15 protein-coding genes are annotated in these 15,143 nt (G+C 36.8%); 13 read left to right on the plus strand and 2 right to left on the minus strand.

Annotation, left to right across the window (positions count from 1 at the left end):
• Positions 1 to 15: 15 nt before the first annotated feature.
• Together N3F66_00390 and N3F66_00395 are read right to left on the minus strand one after the other, a co-directional pair.
• Positions 16 to 5,655, minus strand: coding sequence for a hypothetical protein (locus N3F66_00390; protein ID MCX8122605.1), 5,640 nt, complete (start codon positions 5,653 to 5,655; stop codon positions 16 to 18).
• Positions 5,656 to 5,698: 43 nt separating this feature from the next.
• Positions 5,699 to 6,691 carry a M23 family metallopeptidase gene (locus N3F66_00395; protein MCX8122606.1) on the minus strand — a complete coding sequence of 331 codons (993 nt, stop codon included), beginning with the start codon at positions 6,689 to 6,691 and terminating at the stop codon, positions 5,699 to 5,701.
• A 173-nt stretch (positions 6,692 to 6,864) separates the two neighbouring features.
• Here N3F66_00395 and N3F66_00400 point away from each other — a divergent pair, with 173 nt between their 5' ends.
• The 13 genes from N3F66_00400 to N3F66_00460 all read left to right on the plus strand — a co-directional run bounded on the left by N3F66_00400 (position 6,865) and on the right by N3F66_00460 (position 15,135).
• The gene (locus N3F66_00400; protein ID MCX8122607.1) at positions 6,865 to 7,215 is read left to right on the plus strand and encodes a YkgJ family cysteine cluster protein; all 351 of its coding nucleotides are present in this window, start codon (positions 6,865 to 6,867) and stop codon (positions 7,213 to 7,215) included.
• 211 nt (positions 7,216 to 7,426) lie between these two features.
• Complete coding sequence (locus N3F66_00405) at positions 7,427 to 7,969, plus strand: Na+/H+ antiporter subunit E (GenBank protein MCX8122608.1); 543 nt, start codon at positions 7,427 to 7,429, stop codon at positions 7,967 to 7,969.
• 13 nt (positions 7,970 to 7,982) lie between these two features.
• On the plus strand, positions 7,983 to 8,252 hold the full coding sequence (locus tag N3F66_00410) for a monovalent cation/H+ antiporter complex subunit F (protein ID MCX8122609.1): 270 nt from the start codon (positions 7,983 to 7,985) through the stop codon (positions 8,250 to 8,252).
• Positions 8,253 to 8,660 (plus strand): monovalent cation/H(+) antiporter subunit G, encoded by a 408-nt coding sequence (gene mnhG, locus N3F66_00415; protein MCX8122610.1) that lies wholly within the window; start codon positions 8,253 to 8,255, stop codon positions 8,658 to 8,660.
• Positions 8,657 to 8,899, plus strand: coding sequence for a DUF4040 domain-containing protein (locus N3F66_00420; protein ID MCX8122611.1), 243 nt, complete (start codon positions 8,657 to 8,659; stop codon positions 8,897 to 8,899). Before mnhG ends, N3F66_00420 begins: the two co-directional genes overlap by 4 nt.
• Positions 8,896 to 9,729 carry a hypothetical protein gene (locus N3F66_00425; GenBank protein MCX8122612.1) on the plus strand — a complete coding sequence of 278 codons (834 nt, stop codon included), beginning with the start codon at positions 8,896 to 8,898 and terminating at the stop codon, positions 9,727 to 9,729. The genes N3F66_00420 and N3F66_00425 overlap by 4 nt, the downstream gene beginning before the upstream one ends.
• A gap of 4 nt (positions 9,730 to 9,733) precedes the next feature.
• A complete protein-coding gene (locus N3F66_00430; GenBank protein ID MCX8122613.1) occupies positions 9,734 to 10,093 on the plus strand; it encodes a cation:proton antiporter subunit C in 360 nt (119 codons plus the stop codon).
• Positions 10,086 to 11,618, plus strand: coding sequence for a proton-conducting transporter membrane subunit (locus N3F66_00435; protein ID MCX8122614.1), 1,533 nt, complete (start codon positions 10,086 to 10,088; stop codon positions 11,616 to 11,618). The genes N3F66_00430 and N3F66_00435 overlap by 8 nt, the downstream gene beginning before the upstream one ends.
• 4 nt (positions 11,619 to 11,622) lie before the next feature.
• Positions 11,623 to 11,958 carry a hypothetical protein gene (locus N3F66_00440; GenBank protein MCX8122615.1) on the plus strand — a complete coding sequence of 112 codons (336 nt, stop codon included), beginning with the start codon at positions 11,623 to 11,625 and terminating at the stop codon, positions 11,956 to 11,958.
• Complete coding sequence (locus N3F66_00445) at positions 11,958 to 12,386, plus strand: NADH-quinone oxidoreductase subunit B family protein (GenBank protein MCX8122616.1); 429 nt, start codon at positions 11,958 to 11,960, stop codon at positions 12,384 to 12,386. Before N3F66_00440 ends, N3F66_00445 begins: the two co-directional genes overlap by 1 nt.
• 72 nt (positions 12,387 to 12,458) lie before the next feature.
• On the plus strand, positions 12,459 to 12,899 hold the full coding sequence (locus N3F66_00450) for an NADH-quinone oxidoreductase subunit C (GenBank protein MCX8122617.1): 441 nt from the start codon (positions 12,459 to 12,461) through the stop codon (positions 12,897 to 12,899).
• Entirely contained in the window at positions 12,896 to 14,134 is a 1,239-nt protein-coding gene (locus N3F66_00455; GenBank protein MCX8122618.1) for a nickel-dependent hydrogenase large subunit, read from the plus strand. The genes N3F66_00450 and N3F66_00455 overlap by 4 nt, the downstream gene beginning before the upstream one ends.
• Entirely contained in the window at positions 14,122 to 15,135 is a 1,014-nt protein-coding gene (locus tag N3F66_00460; protein MCX8122619.1) for an NADH-quinone oxidoreductase subunit H, read from the plus strand. Before N3F66_00455 ends, N3F66_00460 begins: the two co-directional genes overlap by 13 nt.
• The last annotated feature ends 8 nt before the right edge of the window (positions 15,136 to 15,143 follow it).

Below are 15,143 nucleotides of genomic sequence, written 5' to 3' on the forward strand. Positions count from 1 at the left end.
ATTAAAACCGGGGTTTTAAAATAACAAGCTAAACTGGAAACCCAGTTCGTATGATATGATCTCACGGTTAATACCATTTGTTTCCCTATTTCTGAATCGTTCCAGAATCCCACGCGCTATGCATTGTCCTTGTACATTTTTATGCATGTTTATTGTCAGGCTGGATGAGATACTGTAGAGATCATAGGGTTCAGGTGAAGTAAAATAGGTATAGTTATACCGGTTTAGCGTCATAAGATATTCTAACCTGAATATAGGCAGCGCTGTCAATGTGTACCAGATACTGAAAAAATCATATATAAAAGGGACATCCGTTTCATATATAGTTGAAAACGTATACCCTTTATCAATGTTGGTATATGGTGGTTGCATAGTCATATTATAGTAATAGATATCATCCTTTGCTGATCGCTTGTCTTCTTCAATTGGTATGAATTCATACCATTGCTGTGAGCGGTAGCTTATACCAAATTTTGTAGCTATGCTTGACCTATCCCACTTGAATGTTGTTCCAATACTTGGTGTGTGCTCATTTATCAGTATATTAGATGTGATTCGTAAATATTTATTAAACTGGTATTCAAATAGTGCTGTTGCTGAATGATATGGGAGGTTGGGCCTGTTTGGCCTGAAAAAGCCAAATGAAAATATCTTCATTAAATCGCAAGACAATGATGAGACTAGTGTATAGGTTACTACCTGCTGGGATGGTGAGTTAACACCATTGCGGTCTGATACTGAGTGGAGGCTGCTATTTACAAAAATTATAAATGGAGATAGCTCCCAGCTGATTGCAAATGATACATTGTCTAAAAGCCTGAAGTAGTTATTGTATTCTGAAAATGTGGTCTGGTTAACTACTGGTTGAGAAGATAACGTATATGTTACAAAATCACGCCCTCTGGCATAATTTGATCTTCCCTTAAAGAAATACCATGGAGGATATTGTAGTAAATTATATATTGAATTGGCAGATGCATTGCAGTAACGACCAGCACCAAATTTTTCTTCATAAAAGTTGATGGATTCACCTTCATAAGGGACGTTAATTTCATTGAGTGTACTACTCCTGGTATAATTAATTGAACAATTTTTTATGCTGGGAAAGTATGATTGGAGATTGATGGGCAATGAAAGTGTATTGGATAAAAATCCTTGTGTGGATCGGGTACGTTTGAAACCGTAGTGTAGCCAGTTATCATAAGGCAGTAGGTCTTTAAATTGATTTTCAAAATACGAAAATTCATACGTTATTGTAGGGTTTATAAATTTATAGCGCTGCAGTCCCAAGGCAAGTGAGTATTTTTTTAACCGCTCAATGAACCGGATTGTGTCATTATAAAGAAAGGGGATATGGAAGCCAGAGCTTATCTCATTTGATAAAACTGGATTAATATCAGTAACTGTACCTGAGTAGGTAAGGAATTCTTCAGATACATGTTGAATTCTGGGAGAAATAAAAAAATGGGTGAATTGATAATTGATATTTATTGAACATGATTGGCGCTGTTTTTTTTGTGTATTGTATCCTGATGTTAATGATTGGCTGTATTCTTTAAATATGTCTTCCTTAAATGAAGCATCCAGAAATATCCTGTACGATAAATCTCCCCCTACTATATCATGCAATGATTGTTGTAATCCTACTGTTGCTTGATGTGTTGTTTTACTTGTATCATTATCAAATGTATTAATGTCCTGATAATACGCCTGTCTGTTAGTGAAGTTTTCATAATTGTACAGTACATTAAGCTGTGGAATAGCTGTATCTGGTGGTGACAGAGTTGATGAAAAGTGGAATTGTTGTATATTGGTTGTTCCCCGTTTTGTAGGGCTAACCTGTTCATTGAGACTATCAGTCCTTGATTGCTCCTGTATGTAATCAAATGATGTGTGCCAGTATGGAAGAACACTGCAAGTTAATGTTGCCTGATTGTAGTCTTCGGATATATCATTATATGGCTGCCCTATCGTATAAAAATTATTTCCGTGTTTTTTCTTTACATATGATACGGTAATATCGGATAATACAGGTGTACCTGATTCAGTGCGGGTAATAGGTTTTGTTATTTTTACTGTACCTTCATACCATGATGCAGTGTCTTCAAGTGTCATAGGGTCACTGGTGTAAATATCATTAAGCCAGAATTCACCATTTGTGGGAGTGGTATTTTCAACTGAAACTGTGATGGCAGTTATCCGTTTGAGATCAGGTTCTCCTTCCTTTTTTTTAAACTGTACGTTTGTATTCTTGCATTGGAGTGATAATACAATATCTTCCCAGGTATGCAGCAGTTGAGGGGTGTAGGAATATTCCAGGTAATCACTGTCAGATGAATGTATACGAAATGTAAGAATATCCCCTGGTGTAAAACTTCGCATGTTAATCCAGCTATGTATGTTGCGATAAAAACGCAAATCCATGGGTTTATGAAATTTTCGCTTGATAGTAGCTGAACTAATCGCACTATATGTTACTTTGAGAGCAGATTCCATAGTTTGGGTGAGTTCTTTTTTGGATTTATCGCCATAGAGACTTGTATACACGTCGCTTTTTATGCGCGCAAATGATTCCTGTGCATAGTCTGTATCATTAAATGAATCAATGAGTGTGAGTTTGACTTTATCTGTGTTACTGCCACTTATCCCATCAATGCTATCAACCTGCCAGTGCATGGTAACAAAACGTATTGTATCAATAAGGATTGTACCTGAAGTTGCTGTTGCTTTGTGTAATATCAATCGAATTGAATATATTTTTTTCAATATATCATAAAACGCATCTGGATTTGTAGCATATAATGAGGGGTTGTTTTTATTCACATAGATACGGATGCTTTTCCATGAGGTATCTGCCAAATTTACTGAGAGAGGAGATGGTAGCCCAGGGATTCGTATGTACTGTTCTCCAGTATCAAGCATACCGTTGTCATTTAAGTCTTCGGTATTGAGTACTCCATCGCCAATGGTGGTGGATGATAAACCTGGGCCTGACCCTACTGTAGTTGGGAAAGATGGATTATTAAAAATATAACCTGTATCTTCGGATATATTCCGGTTAGTATCATAATCTAAGAATCCATTACGGTTGCTATCTTCACTGTCAAGGATCCCATCCCCGTCGCTATCTTCGTTTATACTGCCAATATCGCAATAAAGGTCAATGGTTCCTGTGCCACCAGTACTGCGATACCATATCTCTACATATTCAATTGTAGAAAGATCAACTGGTTTGGGCGATAATGTACGGGTAACAATGGAGATATACTCACCTGTGCTGAAGTCAAAATTTAACCCTAAAGACCGCTGGGATTGTTCTGTTTGTATGGATTCCGCTATATGCCCTGTGGCAACATTGTACGGACCAGGCTTTTTTGAATAGGGAACATTAATAGGGGTAAAGTTTAATCCGTACAGTGTTTGGGGATTATTAATATCACGGTAGAATTTATAATAAATTCGCGCACGATCGTTCTGTGTAATACCGGCTGGCAATGAACCAAGTATCCAGTCTTTCTCGGACATTGACAGCGTAAGACCTGAATAGATTGATTCAAAATCATCAATAAGGCCTTTGCCAAAAGTGTTGATGCTGTGATAGCTTTTTGCAAATTCTGCATACCCTTTGAACATTGCAGGCACTGATATATCAGAATTGGTTATGTTTGATGCTAAGGCTGATATATCATGAGGGCTGAACTCTACTGTGCTATCGGCTTCAATAACAGTTGTTTGCGTTGGTTCGTTCCCTAACAATGGAACAGTGGATGCCATGCCCTGTGTGGTATACAGGATTGTACCACCTACATTAATGTTTTTGTTGAGAGCATAATCAGCACGCATGCCACCGATAAACTGCTGTGCCTGCCCTTCAAAGGGAAGATACTGGTAGCTTACTTCAATATCGGTTTCAGGTGTTATGACTGGATTGCCAGAATTGGTGAACTGGAAAAAACCTGATGTAGGGTCAACGCTGTATAGACTTTCTGCAATCTGTATGCCATTAATTTTTACACGTACTGTGTCAGGGATTATGTTGACGTGTTTAAGCTGAAACCCACGTGACTGGCTGTATCCTGCAATGCCAATTTTATACTGTGAAACTGTAAACGCCTGCTGATTTTGTGATTCAGTATAGATAATTTTTTGTGATTGTGCAGGCAATAGACCTTTAAAGGGTTCGCGCAGCTTAAAAGTGATAGTACCAGAATTATAATCCACATTAAAATTGCCTAATTTTTGTATATCAGATTGAGACATTGGGAAAAGGTTATTGAAAAAAGATATTTTTACATCTTCAGCACGTATATTTTGTAAGCCTGTAGAGTATATCCCGCGAATTTCATAGATGTCTAAATTTAGTGTACCGTCATTATTAGTGTCCTCACCGGGATCAAGGGTACCATTAAAATTGACATCTTCGTGAATTGACGGGCCATATTTAATAAACACGCATATTTTGCCTGGAAATTGTGGGTGTGTAGTGATTGCAGAAGGGTCAGAGGTTTGAGTGCTTCCACCATTACGCGTATATACTGCAAATATTTTTGCTTGAGGTTTAAAAGATTTTAATAGGGCGATAGTACCTGTGGAAAAGTTTATGGTGTAATCAGAACCCTGTTGCAATCTTCTGAAATATCCCAAAATAATAGAAGGATCATCCCATTTGCGAAGTTCCAGCAATCCACTTTTACTTTGTGTGATAGCTTCATCAGCATACAGTTCAAAACCAGAGCTATCGATACCCACAGGATACGGTGTGTAGGTAGAAGGGATAGCAGGTGTTGAAGTCCAGGTAATGGTTGTATAATAATTTGTTGGTGGAGTATCACTATTATCATAACGCTTGAAAGGTTCCAACTGATAGTAGGTGGCTTTGGTATACTGGTATTCCTGCAATGTAATGCTTGCGCTTGAGAAGTTTCCCTTAAATCGTTCTATTTCGCTGACTCCCTTTGCAACGGAGCCAAATGCTTTTAATTGCAAGTTACCCTTTTTAATAGTAAAATCAATTCCCATACCTTTTGATGAGGTATCATCGTATACGGCATATTTTGATTTGTTCACTTTAATGGTTATATCACCAGCATTGATTTCACGCAACACTTCATCATCTTCTACAGCTTTATATTGCATAATATAGGTGTTGGTACGCTGCTGGCTGTCATGGTCTATGTAAAGTGTGAGTCGTCGCCCTGCTTTCCCTTCGATATGCAACTGCATAGTCTGTTCGGGACTAAATCCTTGTTGAATTAATGTTGAAGTGGGTTTATCCTCATCAAATCGCTTATACTTATTGTTAGTAAAAAAAGATTTTCCATATTTAAGGTTAAGGTTCATTGATCCATAGGAGAGGATATCATAAGGCTCTTCTTGTGATAAGGTTTCAGTGCCGGGAATGGTATATTTGTAATGAGGATCAATGATATATTTAGTCCAATCACCCTGATTATATTCAAAGGGTGATTGTGTGTCATCTCCAACTGCTGGCACTGTTTCAACAGGGACATCTGTTTTTTTTTCTATTACTTTGTATGTTGAAATGTATTCATCTATTAATTGTCTAAAAGAGGAAGTTGGTTGTTGGGAAATGACTATGGCAGTTGCTGATGTCAGCAGTACACCAATAACGATGATATTGGATAGTGATTTCATGTGTTATAATAAAAAGCATGTATGGCACTGGGAAATAATACTATTACCACATCTTGCTCATATAAGGGTAAGGATTAATTGGCACCCCTCCCAAACGTATTTCATAATGGCAGTGACTGCCTGTGGCCGAACCGGTTTGGCCAACATAGGCAATAACCTGCCCTTTCTGGATATTCTGCCCTGGATACACTATTATCTTGGAACAGTGTCCATATATTGTTTCATAGCCATATTTGTGTTTAATCCTGACCATGTAGCCGTAACCGCCACCCCATGATGATGATACCACTACACCAGGAGCTGTCGCACGAATTTCTGTGCCCTGAGGCGCTGCTATGTCAATGCCAGAGTGGAAATCTCTTCCAAAACCAAATGGCGAACGCCTCCATCCAAAAAGTGAGGTAATGTGGCCAGGATTAGGTATTATTGATGGTGTGTCGTATATTACTTTATTACGGACATCAATGAAATTCTTAATTGTTTTAACGGTATTTGTGGTGCAAATTAAATCTTTTTGAAGAGCGCGCAGTGTTTTTACTTCAGAGGGCAGAATTGCTGAGTATTGTCGCATTGCAGGATCTTCAACCGGAATCATTGATGATTCCCATATTGATTGTGTGTTGTTATTATTGGTTGCTAATTCATACAAATCTTCGATGTCGGGTTTTATGTCATCTAATTCTTTTTCCAGTTCATTTGTCAATTGTTCAAAACGTATGAGTTGTGACCGAATATCTTTGTAATTTGACATTAATCGCTCTTCTTCCCGTTTTACTGCAGCATTTTTTATTATGGCATAGGCAGATGTAACAATAACTATAACCATTAATGAACTAAAAAAAAGTATTGTAAAACGAGAAATCTGAAAATTAAATATCTTCTGTTCATTATGCGGAATGAACATTATTGTCATTTTTTCATGGCCATGTTCAAGGAATTTGTCCCATTTTTTGGCCCATTGCTTTTTTTTAAGATAATATTTTTCTTTGAGCTGTCGCTCAATTTCACTCTTTATTATTTTAAGCTTTACCTTCATAGTTCCTTTACAAATACTATCAGTGTATAATGATTTAGGGCAATGGTTAAAAATGTAGAATAAATTGCAATAAAAATTAAATATGCTATTATTGTATTATATCGTATGAAAAGCGTAATTTATGCAAGTTTTTTTTGTTGCTTGAATGATGTCAAAAAGATTTGCTAACGAATATGGAATGTAAACGATGCGGAACATGCTGCAATGATGTACGACTTGCCGAATCACCAGAAATGCTTAAAAAAGCCTATGAATATTGGCGAAAACTCCCTTCAGTTGACCCAAAATTTTCAGAAATATACCTCATTTACCCCATGCTAACATTTAAATATGAAAATCCCTCTGAGGATTTACCTTACCATTATGTATGCAAGCATTTTACACGTGACAGCAATGGACTTGGTGTATGCAGTATATACCAAATAAGGCCTCGCATGTGTAGAGATTTCCCTTATTATGAGGGAATTGAACTGGCACATGAAGAAAAGATAAGCCCTTATGAAGGATGTGGGTATAATGAATAACTATGCTTAAGATTATAGAACATCCAGCTTTTTTGATTAGATATTTCTATTTCAGGGGGCAATCTGGCAATTGTGTGAACCGTATTGCAGGCTTGAAAAGTATGTTCTATATGCTATGCTCTTTTTTTCATATCTAAATTATTGTAAAAAACGCTTGTATTAATAGCAAGGGCAATGTATAGTTTTTCAAGGATTAAAAAATGGTGTGTAAATGAAATCTGAAAATAAAGACAAGCTTTTAGCTGTATTGTTTTATACACTGGTAGCTGCCTATTCTTACCTGGTATTGACAGTGGGTTCTGGAAACGATATTTTATTCTGGTCGTATGAAGAATTAATTTTTGGGATTGTAATTAGTATCATTTTGGCATCTGTCACCTACTGGCTTATACCAATAAAAATTACCGGAAAATTACTGAATCCGTTTTTTTATGTGGGGATAGTATTATATTTCATTGGCCCTTTTTTTGTAGCGCTTTTGATAGCTAATCTGGAAGTACTTTACAGAATTATTACTGGGAAAATTAAACCCGCTATTGTAAAAGTTGATCCGGAAATTAACGATGAGATGGGTGTGTATCTACTGGCAAATTCAATAACGCTATCGCCTGGAACACTCACAATAGGTGTTGATCCCGAAAAACGAAAATTATTCATTCACTGTTTGTACTGGGATAAAGCAAAGGAATATTCTGCTGTGCCAAAAGATGTTGCAGGTTTTCTGCACTATTTTTTAAAAAAGCTTTTTACATGAAACAGGCGTATATATGTATGATTATAACTCTATATTTTTGATATCTGCATTTCTCTGTATACTATATGTATGCATTATCGTTATACGGATTGCATTCAGCCATAACGTCCCTGAACGGATTGTAGCGCTTGATACAATTAATACATTAATTATCGTTATCATGATTGTTTTAGGTGCTGCTCAAAAGAAGGCCTTGTATATTGATATTGGTATAGTCTATGGGATTATCTCTTTTATTGGTACATTATATATTGCCCGATATCTCATAGATGAGAGGAAATGAATGGACGCTTTGATTTTGGTTTGTATGGCAATTGGTTTATTTGTTAATGGTATGAGCATTATTGGGCTAATGCGCTTTCCTGATATATATACCCGCCTGCACGCAGCTACAAAAACTACAACATTTGGAAGTATTTTTGTGGTTTTAGCGATAGTTATTAAAAATATATTTTATTATGACCCCACCAGTCTCACAATTATTATTCATAGTATTGTTGCATTGCTGGTTATTATATTTACTAATCCAATCAGCGCTCATGCAATTGCACGAGCATCATTACTGTCGGGCATTAAGCCTGTGGGCGTTATAATTAATGAGTTTGACTATAAATCCCAGATGAAAACCGCTGATGAGCTTGAATTGGAAAAGGTGAGTGAAGGAATCCCGGATGAAGGTGGTATGGTATGATGTATTATTTTTTTCTGGTTATTTCAATAGCACTAGTAATAACTGCACTGCTTTCAATATATTTTCGTGATCTTCTTGCAGCAATAGTGAGCTATTCGGTCTTTTCATTAGTACTCACTGTACTGTATTTTCTCCTTGATGCGCCTGATGTAGCTATTGCTGAAGCTGGAATTGGTGCAGCACTGACCACCTGTATTTTTGTTATCGCAATTAGGATGACACGGAGAAGGGAAGAATGAGGCTTTTAAGTGTTGTAGCTATTGTCATTATATTTGGGTTTTTATTTGTTGGGATACTTAACCTTCATCCAGTGGGGCAGGCTATTGGGAATCCGGATGTATTAAAGGAAAGGCCAGAGTATGGCATTGATGTCCAGGGCGTTACCACTATGGATGATTATTTTTTACGAAACGGACAGGTAGAAACAAAATCAAACAATATTGTGGCAAGTGTAGTATTTGATTATAGAGGATTTGATACATTGGGGGAAGCAACAGTATTATTCGTTGTGGTAAGCAGCATTTCAATGCTATTCTTTACATTCCTTAAGAGCAAAAGTATTGTATCAGCGGGTGTACCTCCCGCAGGGCAGTTCCCTAAAATTGAATCACGGATAATAACATTTGGAGCTTTTATCATGTATATCATGATATTAAGTTTTGGTGTGTATCTAGTGGTACATGGACATCTTTCCCCTGGGGGTGGTTTCCAGGGTGGCTCGGTTATGGCTTCTGCTACTGCGCTTCTGCTTATAAGTTTTTTAATTACCAGGCATATGCAACGCACTCGTAAAATATTTTCATTCTTTGAATCATTTGGATTAACAATTTTTATTGGTATCGGTTTTACTGGAATTGGAATATCATTTTTATATAATTTTCTAGCGCACAGTGGCGCTGCATTTGGAAGGCTTATCCCATTTGGGCCCAATCAGGGTTATCTTATTTCCGCTGGAATATTGCCATGGCTGTCACTGGCTGTGGGTATTGAAGTATTTTTTGGATTAAGTCTTATACTTGTGACGTTATTCCATGCATCGGGAGTGAAAAATAATTCTTTGCAACGGTAATGCTATGGCAGCTATTGTACTTTATGTAACATTTATTTTACTGCTGATTATAGGGATAATTGCTCTACTGTTTAAACGAAACCTTATAAAGATTGTGCTTGCATTTAACATTCTAGACTCAGGCATAAACCTTTTTTTTATTACACTTGGCTATCGTGAAAATGCTATGGCGCCCATTTTCACTTTAGCGCCATTTGATTATGTCTTCACCATGGTATTGCCAACGCCTCAGGCTTTGATATTAACCAATATTGTTATTGGATTTGCCACTACTGCACTGATGTTGGGTGTTGCTGTACTTACCTATAGAAACAACAATACAATGGATACACGAAAATTACGTGGAGTTGAAGAGTATGATTAAACACGTGCCGGTATTACTGGTAACTATACCGCTTCTGGTTGCATTTATGGTGCCAATGATTGGTATGGTTAATCGTACTGCACGTACAATTATTGGGGCGATAGCTCTTGTTATTATAATGGCAGCATCTTATTATATTGCTGGTGATGTTTTGCTTCATGGAAGGATTTTTTATTATATGGTAGGTTCTTCTAATCCGGAAGTTGTTACAGAACATGGTTTAACGTTCCCAATACGTATAGGGTTGAAAATTGACCAATTTTCGCTCTTTTTTATTATCATGGCAACAACTCTTGTATTTATTTTTTATGTATTCTCAACGCAATATATTGAGGAAAATGATAGGAAAAATTATTTTGTTGTGCTTTTTATAAGCATGGTAGCGGGTATGATGGGTTTGCTTGTTGCAAATGACCTGTTTACATTCTTTGTATTTTTAGAAATTCTTTCAATTTCATCGGCTGCTCTGGTGGCTTTCAGAACTGAACGAAGGCATCCGCCGTATGCTGGGTATAAATACATGTTTGTGAGTGCAGTGGCAACTAGTTTCTTTTTGTTAGGAATTGCTTTTTTATATGCTCAGTATGGATCATTCAATATTGACTATCTCAAAGAAGCTTTACGGGGAACATTCTTAGATAAAATTGCTATTATACTTCTCATTATTCCACTTGCAATGAAATCAGGCGTTGTTCCTATGCATATGTGGATACCTGATACCTATTCTGAAGCTCCTGCCCCAATAAGTGCAATGGTAAAATTAGCAAGTTTAATTTGTCTTTATGGTTTATTCAGGATTTCCTTTTCTTTTGGATTAAGCCATGCTCATGTTAGTTATCCTCTTGGAATATTATTTATTGTGTTTGGAATATTATCAATGTTTGTAGGGGTAACTCAAGCGCTGGTACAAAGGGATGTGAAACGCCTTATGGCTTTTCACGCCGTTTCGCAAGTTGGATATATGCTGTTAGGTATGGGTGTTGGATTATCAGTGATTAAATCAGGTGATGCTTCTTTTGCTCTTTTTGGAAAAGTAGCTATGATAGGGGGACTGCTTCATGTAGTTAATAATGCATTATATAAGGGATTGCTGTTTTTAACATCAGGTATTTTGGTACGACATTTTAAAACACGTAATCTGGATGAAATGCATGGCTTAGCACATTATGATATTTTTACTACAGTAGTGTTTATGATTGCTGCCCTTGCAATATCAGGGATTCCACCGTTCAATGGATTTATATCAAAAATTATCATTTATGAATCTGTTTTCCAGTACAATCCAGTGTTGACATTGATTGCAATATTTGTTTCAATTTTAACGCTGGCTTCATTTATGAAAGTTTTTTACAGTGCTTTTCTTGGTATGCCCTGTGACAGAATCCCAAAAGAACAGCCTATTTTGATTAAATGCAGTATGCTTTTGATTTCAATATTTATTATAGTAATTGGTATATTCCCCCAAGGTATATTAAAGATATTGATTGAACCAGCTATTAATGCCTTAATCAATTTTCAGGGGTAAGGTAATGAATATATTTCAAGTAGAATATCTTCACTGGACACCACTGTTATGGTTGGGGATTTTTTTTGTGTTGTTTATTGTAATGATTATTGTTGGAAAACTTTTTTTCAGAAATGATTATAATACAGTTGATCAGCAAAGCTTGCCTTTTTACTCGGGGACAAGTAATAAAATGCTCCAAATGATTACCGCAAGCAATTTATACTGGGGTTTTAAGCATGCTCTGGATGTGTATTTTACTGCTATCAAGAAATTATTCATAAGTGATGTTGAAGATTTTATTCAATGGTTTATTATAATAATAGCGTGTATGCTTCTTTTAGTAACAGGAGTATTATAGTGAAGATAAATTACCGCCATTTGAAACGTTCCTTATGGGCTTATCATTTGAATACAGGGTCATGCAATGCATGTGATATTGAGATTTTGGCAACACTTATGCCTCGGTATGATATTGAACGCTTTGGTATAAAACTGGTTGGTACCCCACGTCATGCTGATGTTTTACTTGTTACTGGAACTGTAACCGAAAAGATTAAAGAAAGCGTCATTCAAGTATATCAGCAGGTACCAGAACCCAAGTTGGTGATTGTCATTGGAGGGTGTGGTTCAACTAAAGGTGTGTTTCAGGAGTCCTATGCAATGGCTGGACCGGTTGATGAAATAATTCCTGTTGATGTGTACATACCCGGGTGTCCACCAAGACCTGAAGCTATAATTTATGGAATAGCAAAAGCCTGGGAAAAATTGGAAAAATTCCAAAAATGAAGTTACTATATATATGCCATGGGTACTGAATCTATTATAACAGCTTTACAGGAAAAATTAGGAAGTCATATTGTGGCATCTAGGGAAAAGATTAAAGAATATGCAAGTGGTGTTTCCCGCATTACACTATGGATAAGTATTGATAGAGAGTCATTTCATCACGCTGTGGGGATTTTAAAAACCCTTGGAAGGTTACATATATCTACACCAATGCCCTACAAGGAGTATGAAGACCGCATAGAACTTATATATCCTTTTGCTTTGAAGATGAAAGATGCCAGGTTCTCTGAGGTAATGGTCATTCTATCAGTAGATGTCCCCAAAGAAGATTTAATGGTACGCACAATTACCGATATTGTCCCTGGGGCTCTATTTATGGAACGAGAGGCTATGGAAATGATAGGAGTTGCAATTGAAGATATACCTGACCCACGTAGGCTTTTTACAGGTAATTATTTGCCAGATGGTTTTTATCCACTAAGGGAATCAGGTAAGAAGGAAATATTACCATGAAATCAGATATATACTATCCGTTAAATATTGGTCCTGTACATCCTGCATTTAAGGAACCTATTAAATTTACTTTCAGAATAGAAGGTGAAAAGGTTATTGGAGCTGATATAGAATTTGGGTACACGCACAGAGCCATAGAAAGAGTTGCTCAGGAAAGAAATTACATCCAGATTATCTATCTTTTAGAAAGAGTCTGTGGTATTTGTTCTTTCTCACATCCAATGGCATATTGCCTGGCTATTGAGGATGTAGCTGGTATTGAGGTTCCACCACGTGCAAGGTATATCCGGACTATCATTGGGGAGCTTGAACGCCTTCACTCTCACTTATTGTGGACGGGGGTTGCAGCTCATGAAATAGGATTTGATACGCTGTTTATGTATACATGGAATATACGAGAAAAAGTCCTGGATTGTTTAGAGGAACTTACAGGGAACAGAATTAATTATGCAATGCTTACTATAGGAGGTGTACGCCGTGATATAACTGCAGAAAATGCAGTAACTATCAATCAGATTCTAGAATACTATGAGGAATTATATAATAGAACTTCCGAAATATTACTTGATGATTTAACGCTGAGAGCAAGAACTGAAAACATTGGAATTCTGACTCTGGAGCAGGCAGAGCGTTTATGTGCAGTAGGTCCAACAGCTCGGGGTTCGGGACTTTTGAAAGATGTTCGATTTGATTATCCTGTGAATGCATATTATGAAATACCTTGGTTAAAACCTGTATCACCTAAAGATATTGGGAAAGAACCTATTGGTGATGTGTATGACAGGATGGCTGTTCGCGTATTAGAGATAAAACAATCAATCCAAATCATCCAATTTTGTATGGAAAACCTTCCTCAAGGGAATATTAATACCGGTGAAAATGCTGTAAAGATGATAAACACTCTAAAGAAGCTTGAAGGGGAAGGAATAGGCCGGTATGAAGCACCACGTGGGGAAGTGTGCCATTATGTTATACTGGATAATCAAGAACATCCTGTTCAGATTAAAGTAAAAGCTCCAACATACTCTAATGGTTTTACCTGGGCACCAATGCTTACTAATATTGAGATAGCTGATATTCCAATAGTTATTGCTTCAATAGACCCATGTGTTGCATGTGCTGATAGGATGACATATATTCAATCGAATGGCAAATTGATCACAATGTCGTGGGAAGAATTGCACAAAAAGAGTATACAGAAGTTCAAAGAGGCACGCAGAAAATGTTTGAGGTAATGTATATAGCGATAGCTATCACTATCGCAGGTGTGATTGTGGGGCTTTTTCTTAAAGGTATAGATAGGAAACTTGCAGCGTATTTGCAGTCAAGGATTGGTCCACCTATCGCACAACCCCTGTACGATGTAATGAAATTAATGCATAAACAGACAATTGTACCATCGACATCTGTACGATGGTTATTTAATGGAGCACCATTTGTTGCGCTTGTTTCATGTATAGTATTATTCTTATATATTACCCTACCCTATATGTTTTATATTATGGGAATGCACAGTCCCCTTCACGGTGACCTTATTGTTGTCATCTACCTTGTTCTTATTCCATCCATTGCAGTTATCAGCGGTGCATTTGCATCAGGATCTCCATATGCTTCAATTGGTGCGCAGCGTGAAATGGTTCTTTTGATGAGTACAGAGTTGCCAATTGCAGTTGTAGTGGTGAGCATTGCATGGCATGTAGCTGATAGCTTGTATAATCCGTTTGCATTACAATCTTTTCTTGAATATACAGTATGGCATAAAGCGGGGGCATTTGGAATTCTGGGCAGTATTTTACTGTTGCTTGCAATGATGCTTGTTTTACCTGCTGAAATGTCTAAAGTACCATTTGATCAGGCCGAAGCTGAAACTGAGATAGCTGAGGGAGTGCTTGTAGAGTATTCTGGTAAGCTGCTGGCATTTTTGCTTTTAACAGATGCATTTAAAGCATTATCTTTATCAATTCTGATAATTATATTGTTTTTCCCCTATACAATTTCAAGTTTGTTTGGAATATCGTTTACAATTGGTAATTATACTATCACCCCATTAGTTGAAATACTTTTTCTTGTATTCAAAATTATCATTGTCTATAGCTTTGGGGTTACTATTATTAGAGTAATTATGGCTCGATTAAAGATTTCGCAAGTTGCAAAAGTATTTCTTTTTGCAATTTCAGCAATAAGTATTATCGGAATGGTCTTGATTATGTTAGACCCTAAGATGAAAATGATGTGACAGGTGTA

It is taken from the genome of Spirochaetota bacterium (assembly GCA_026414805.1).
Classification (GTDB): Bacteria; Spirochaetota; UBA4802; order UBA4802; family UB4802; genus UBA4802.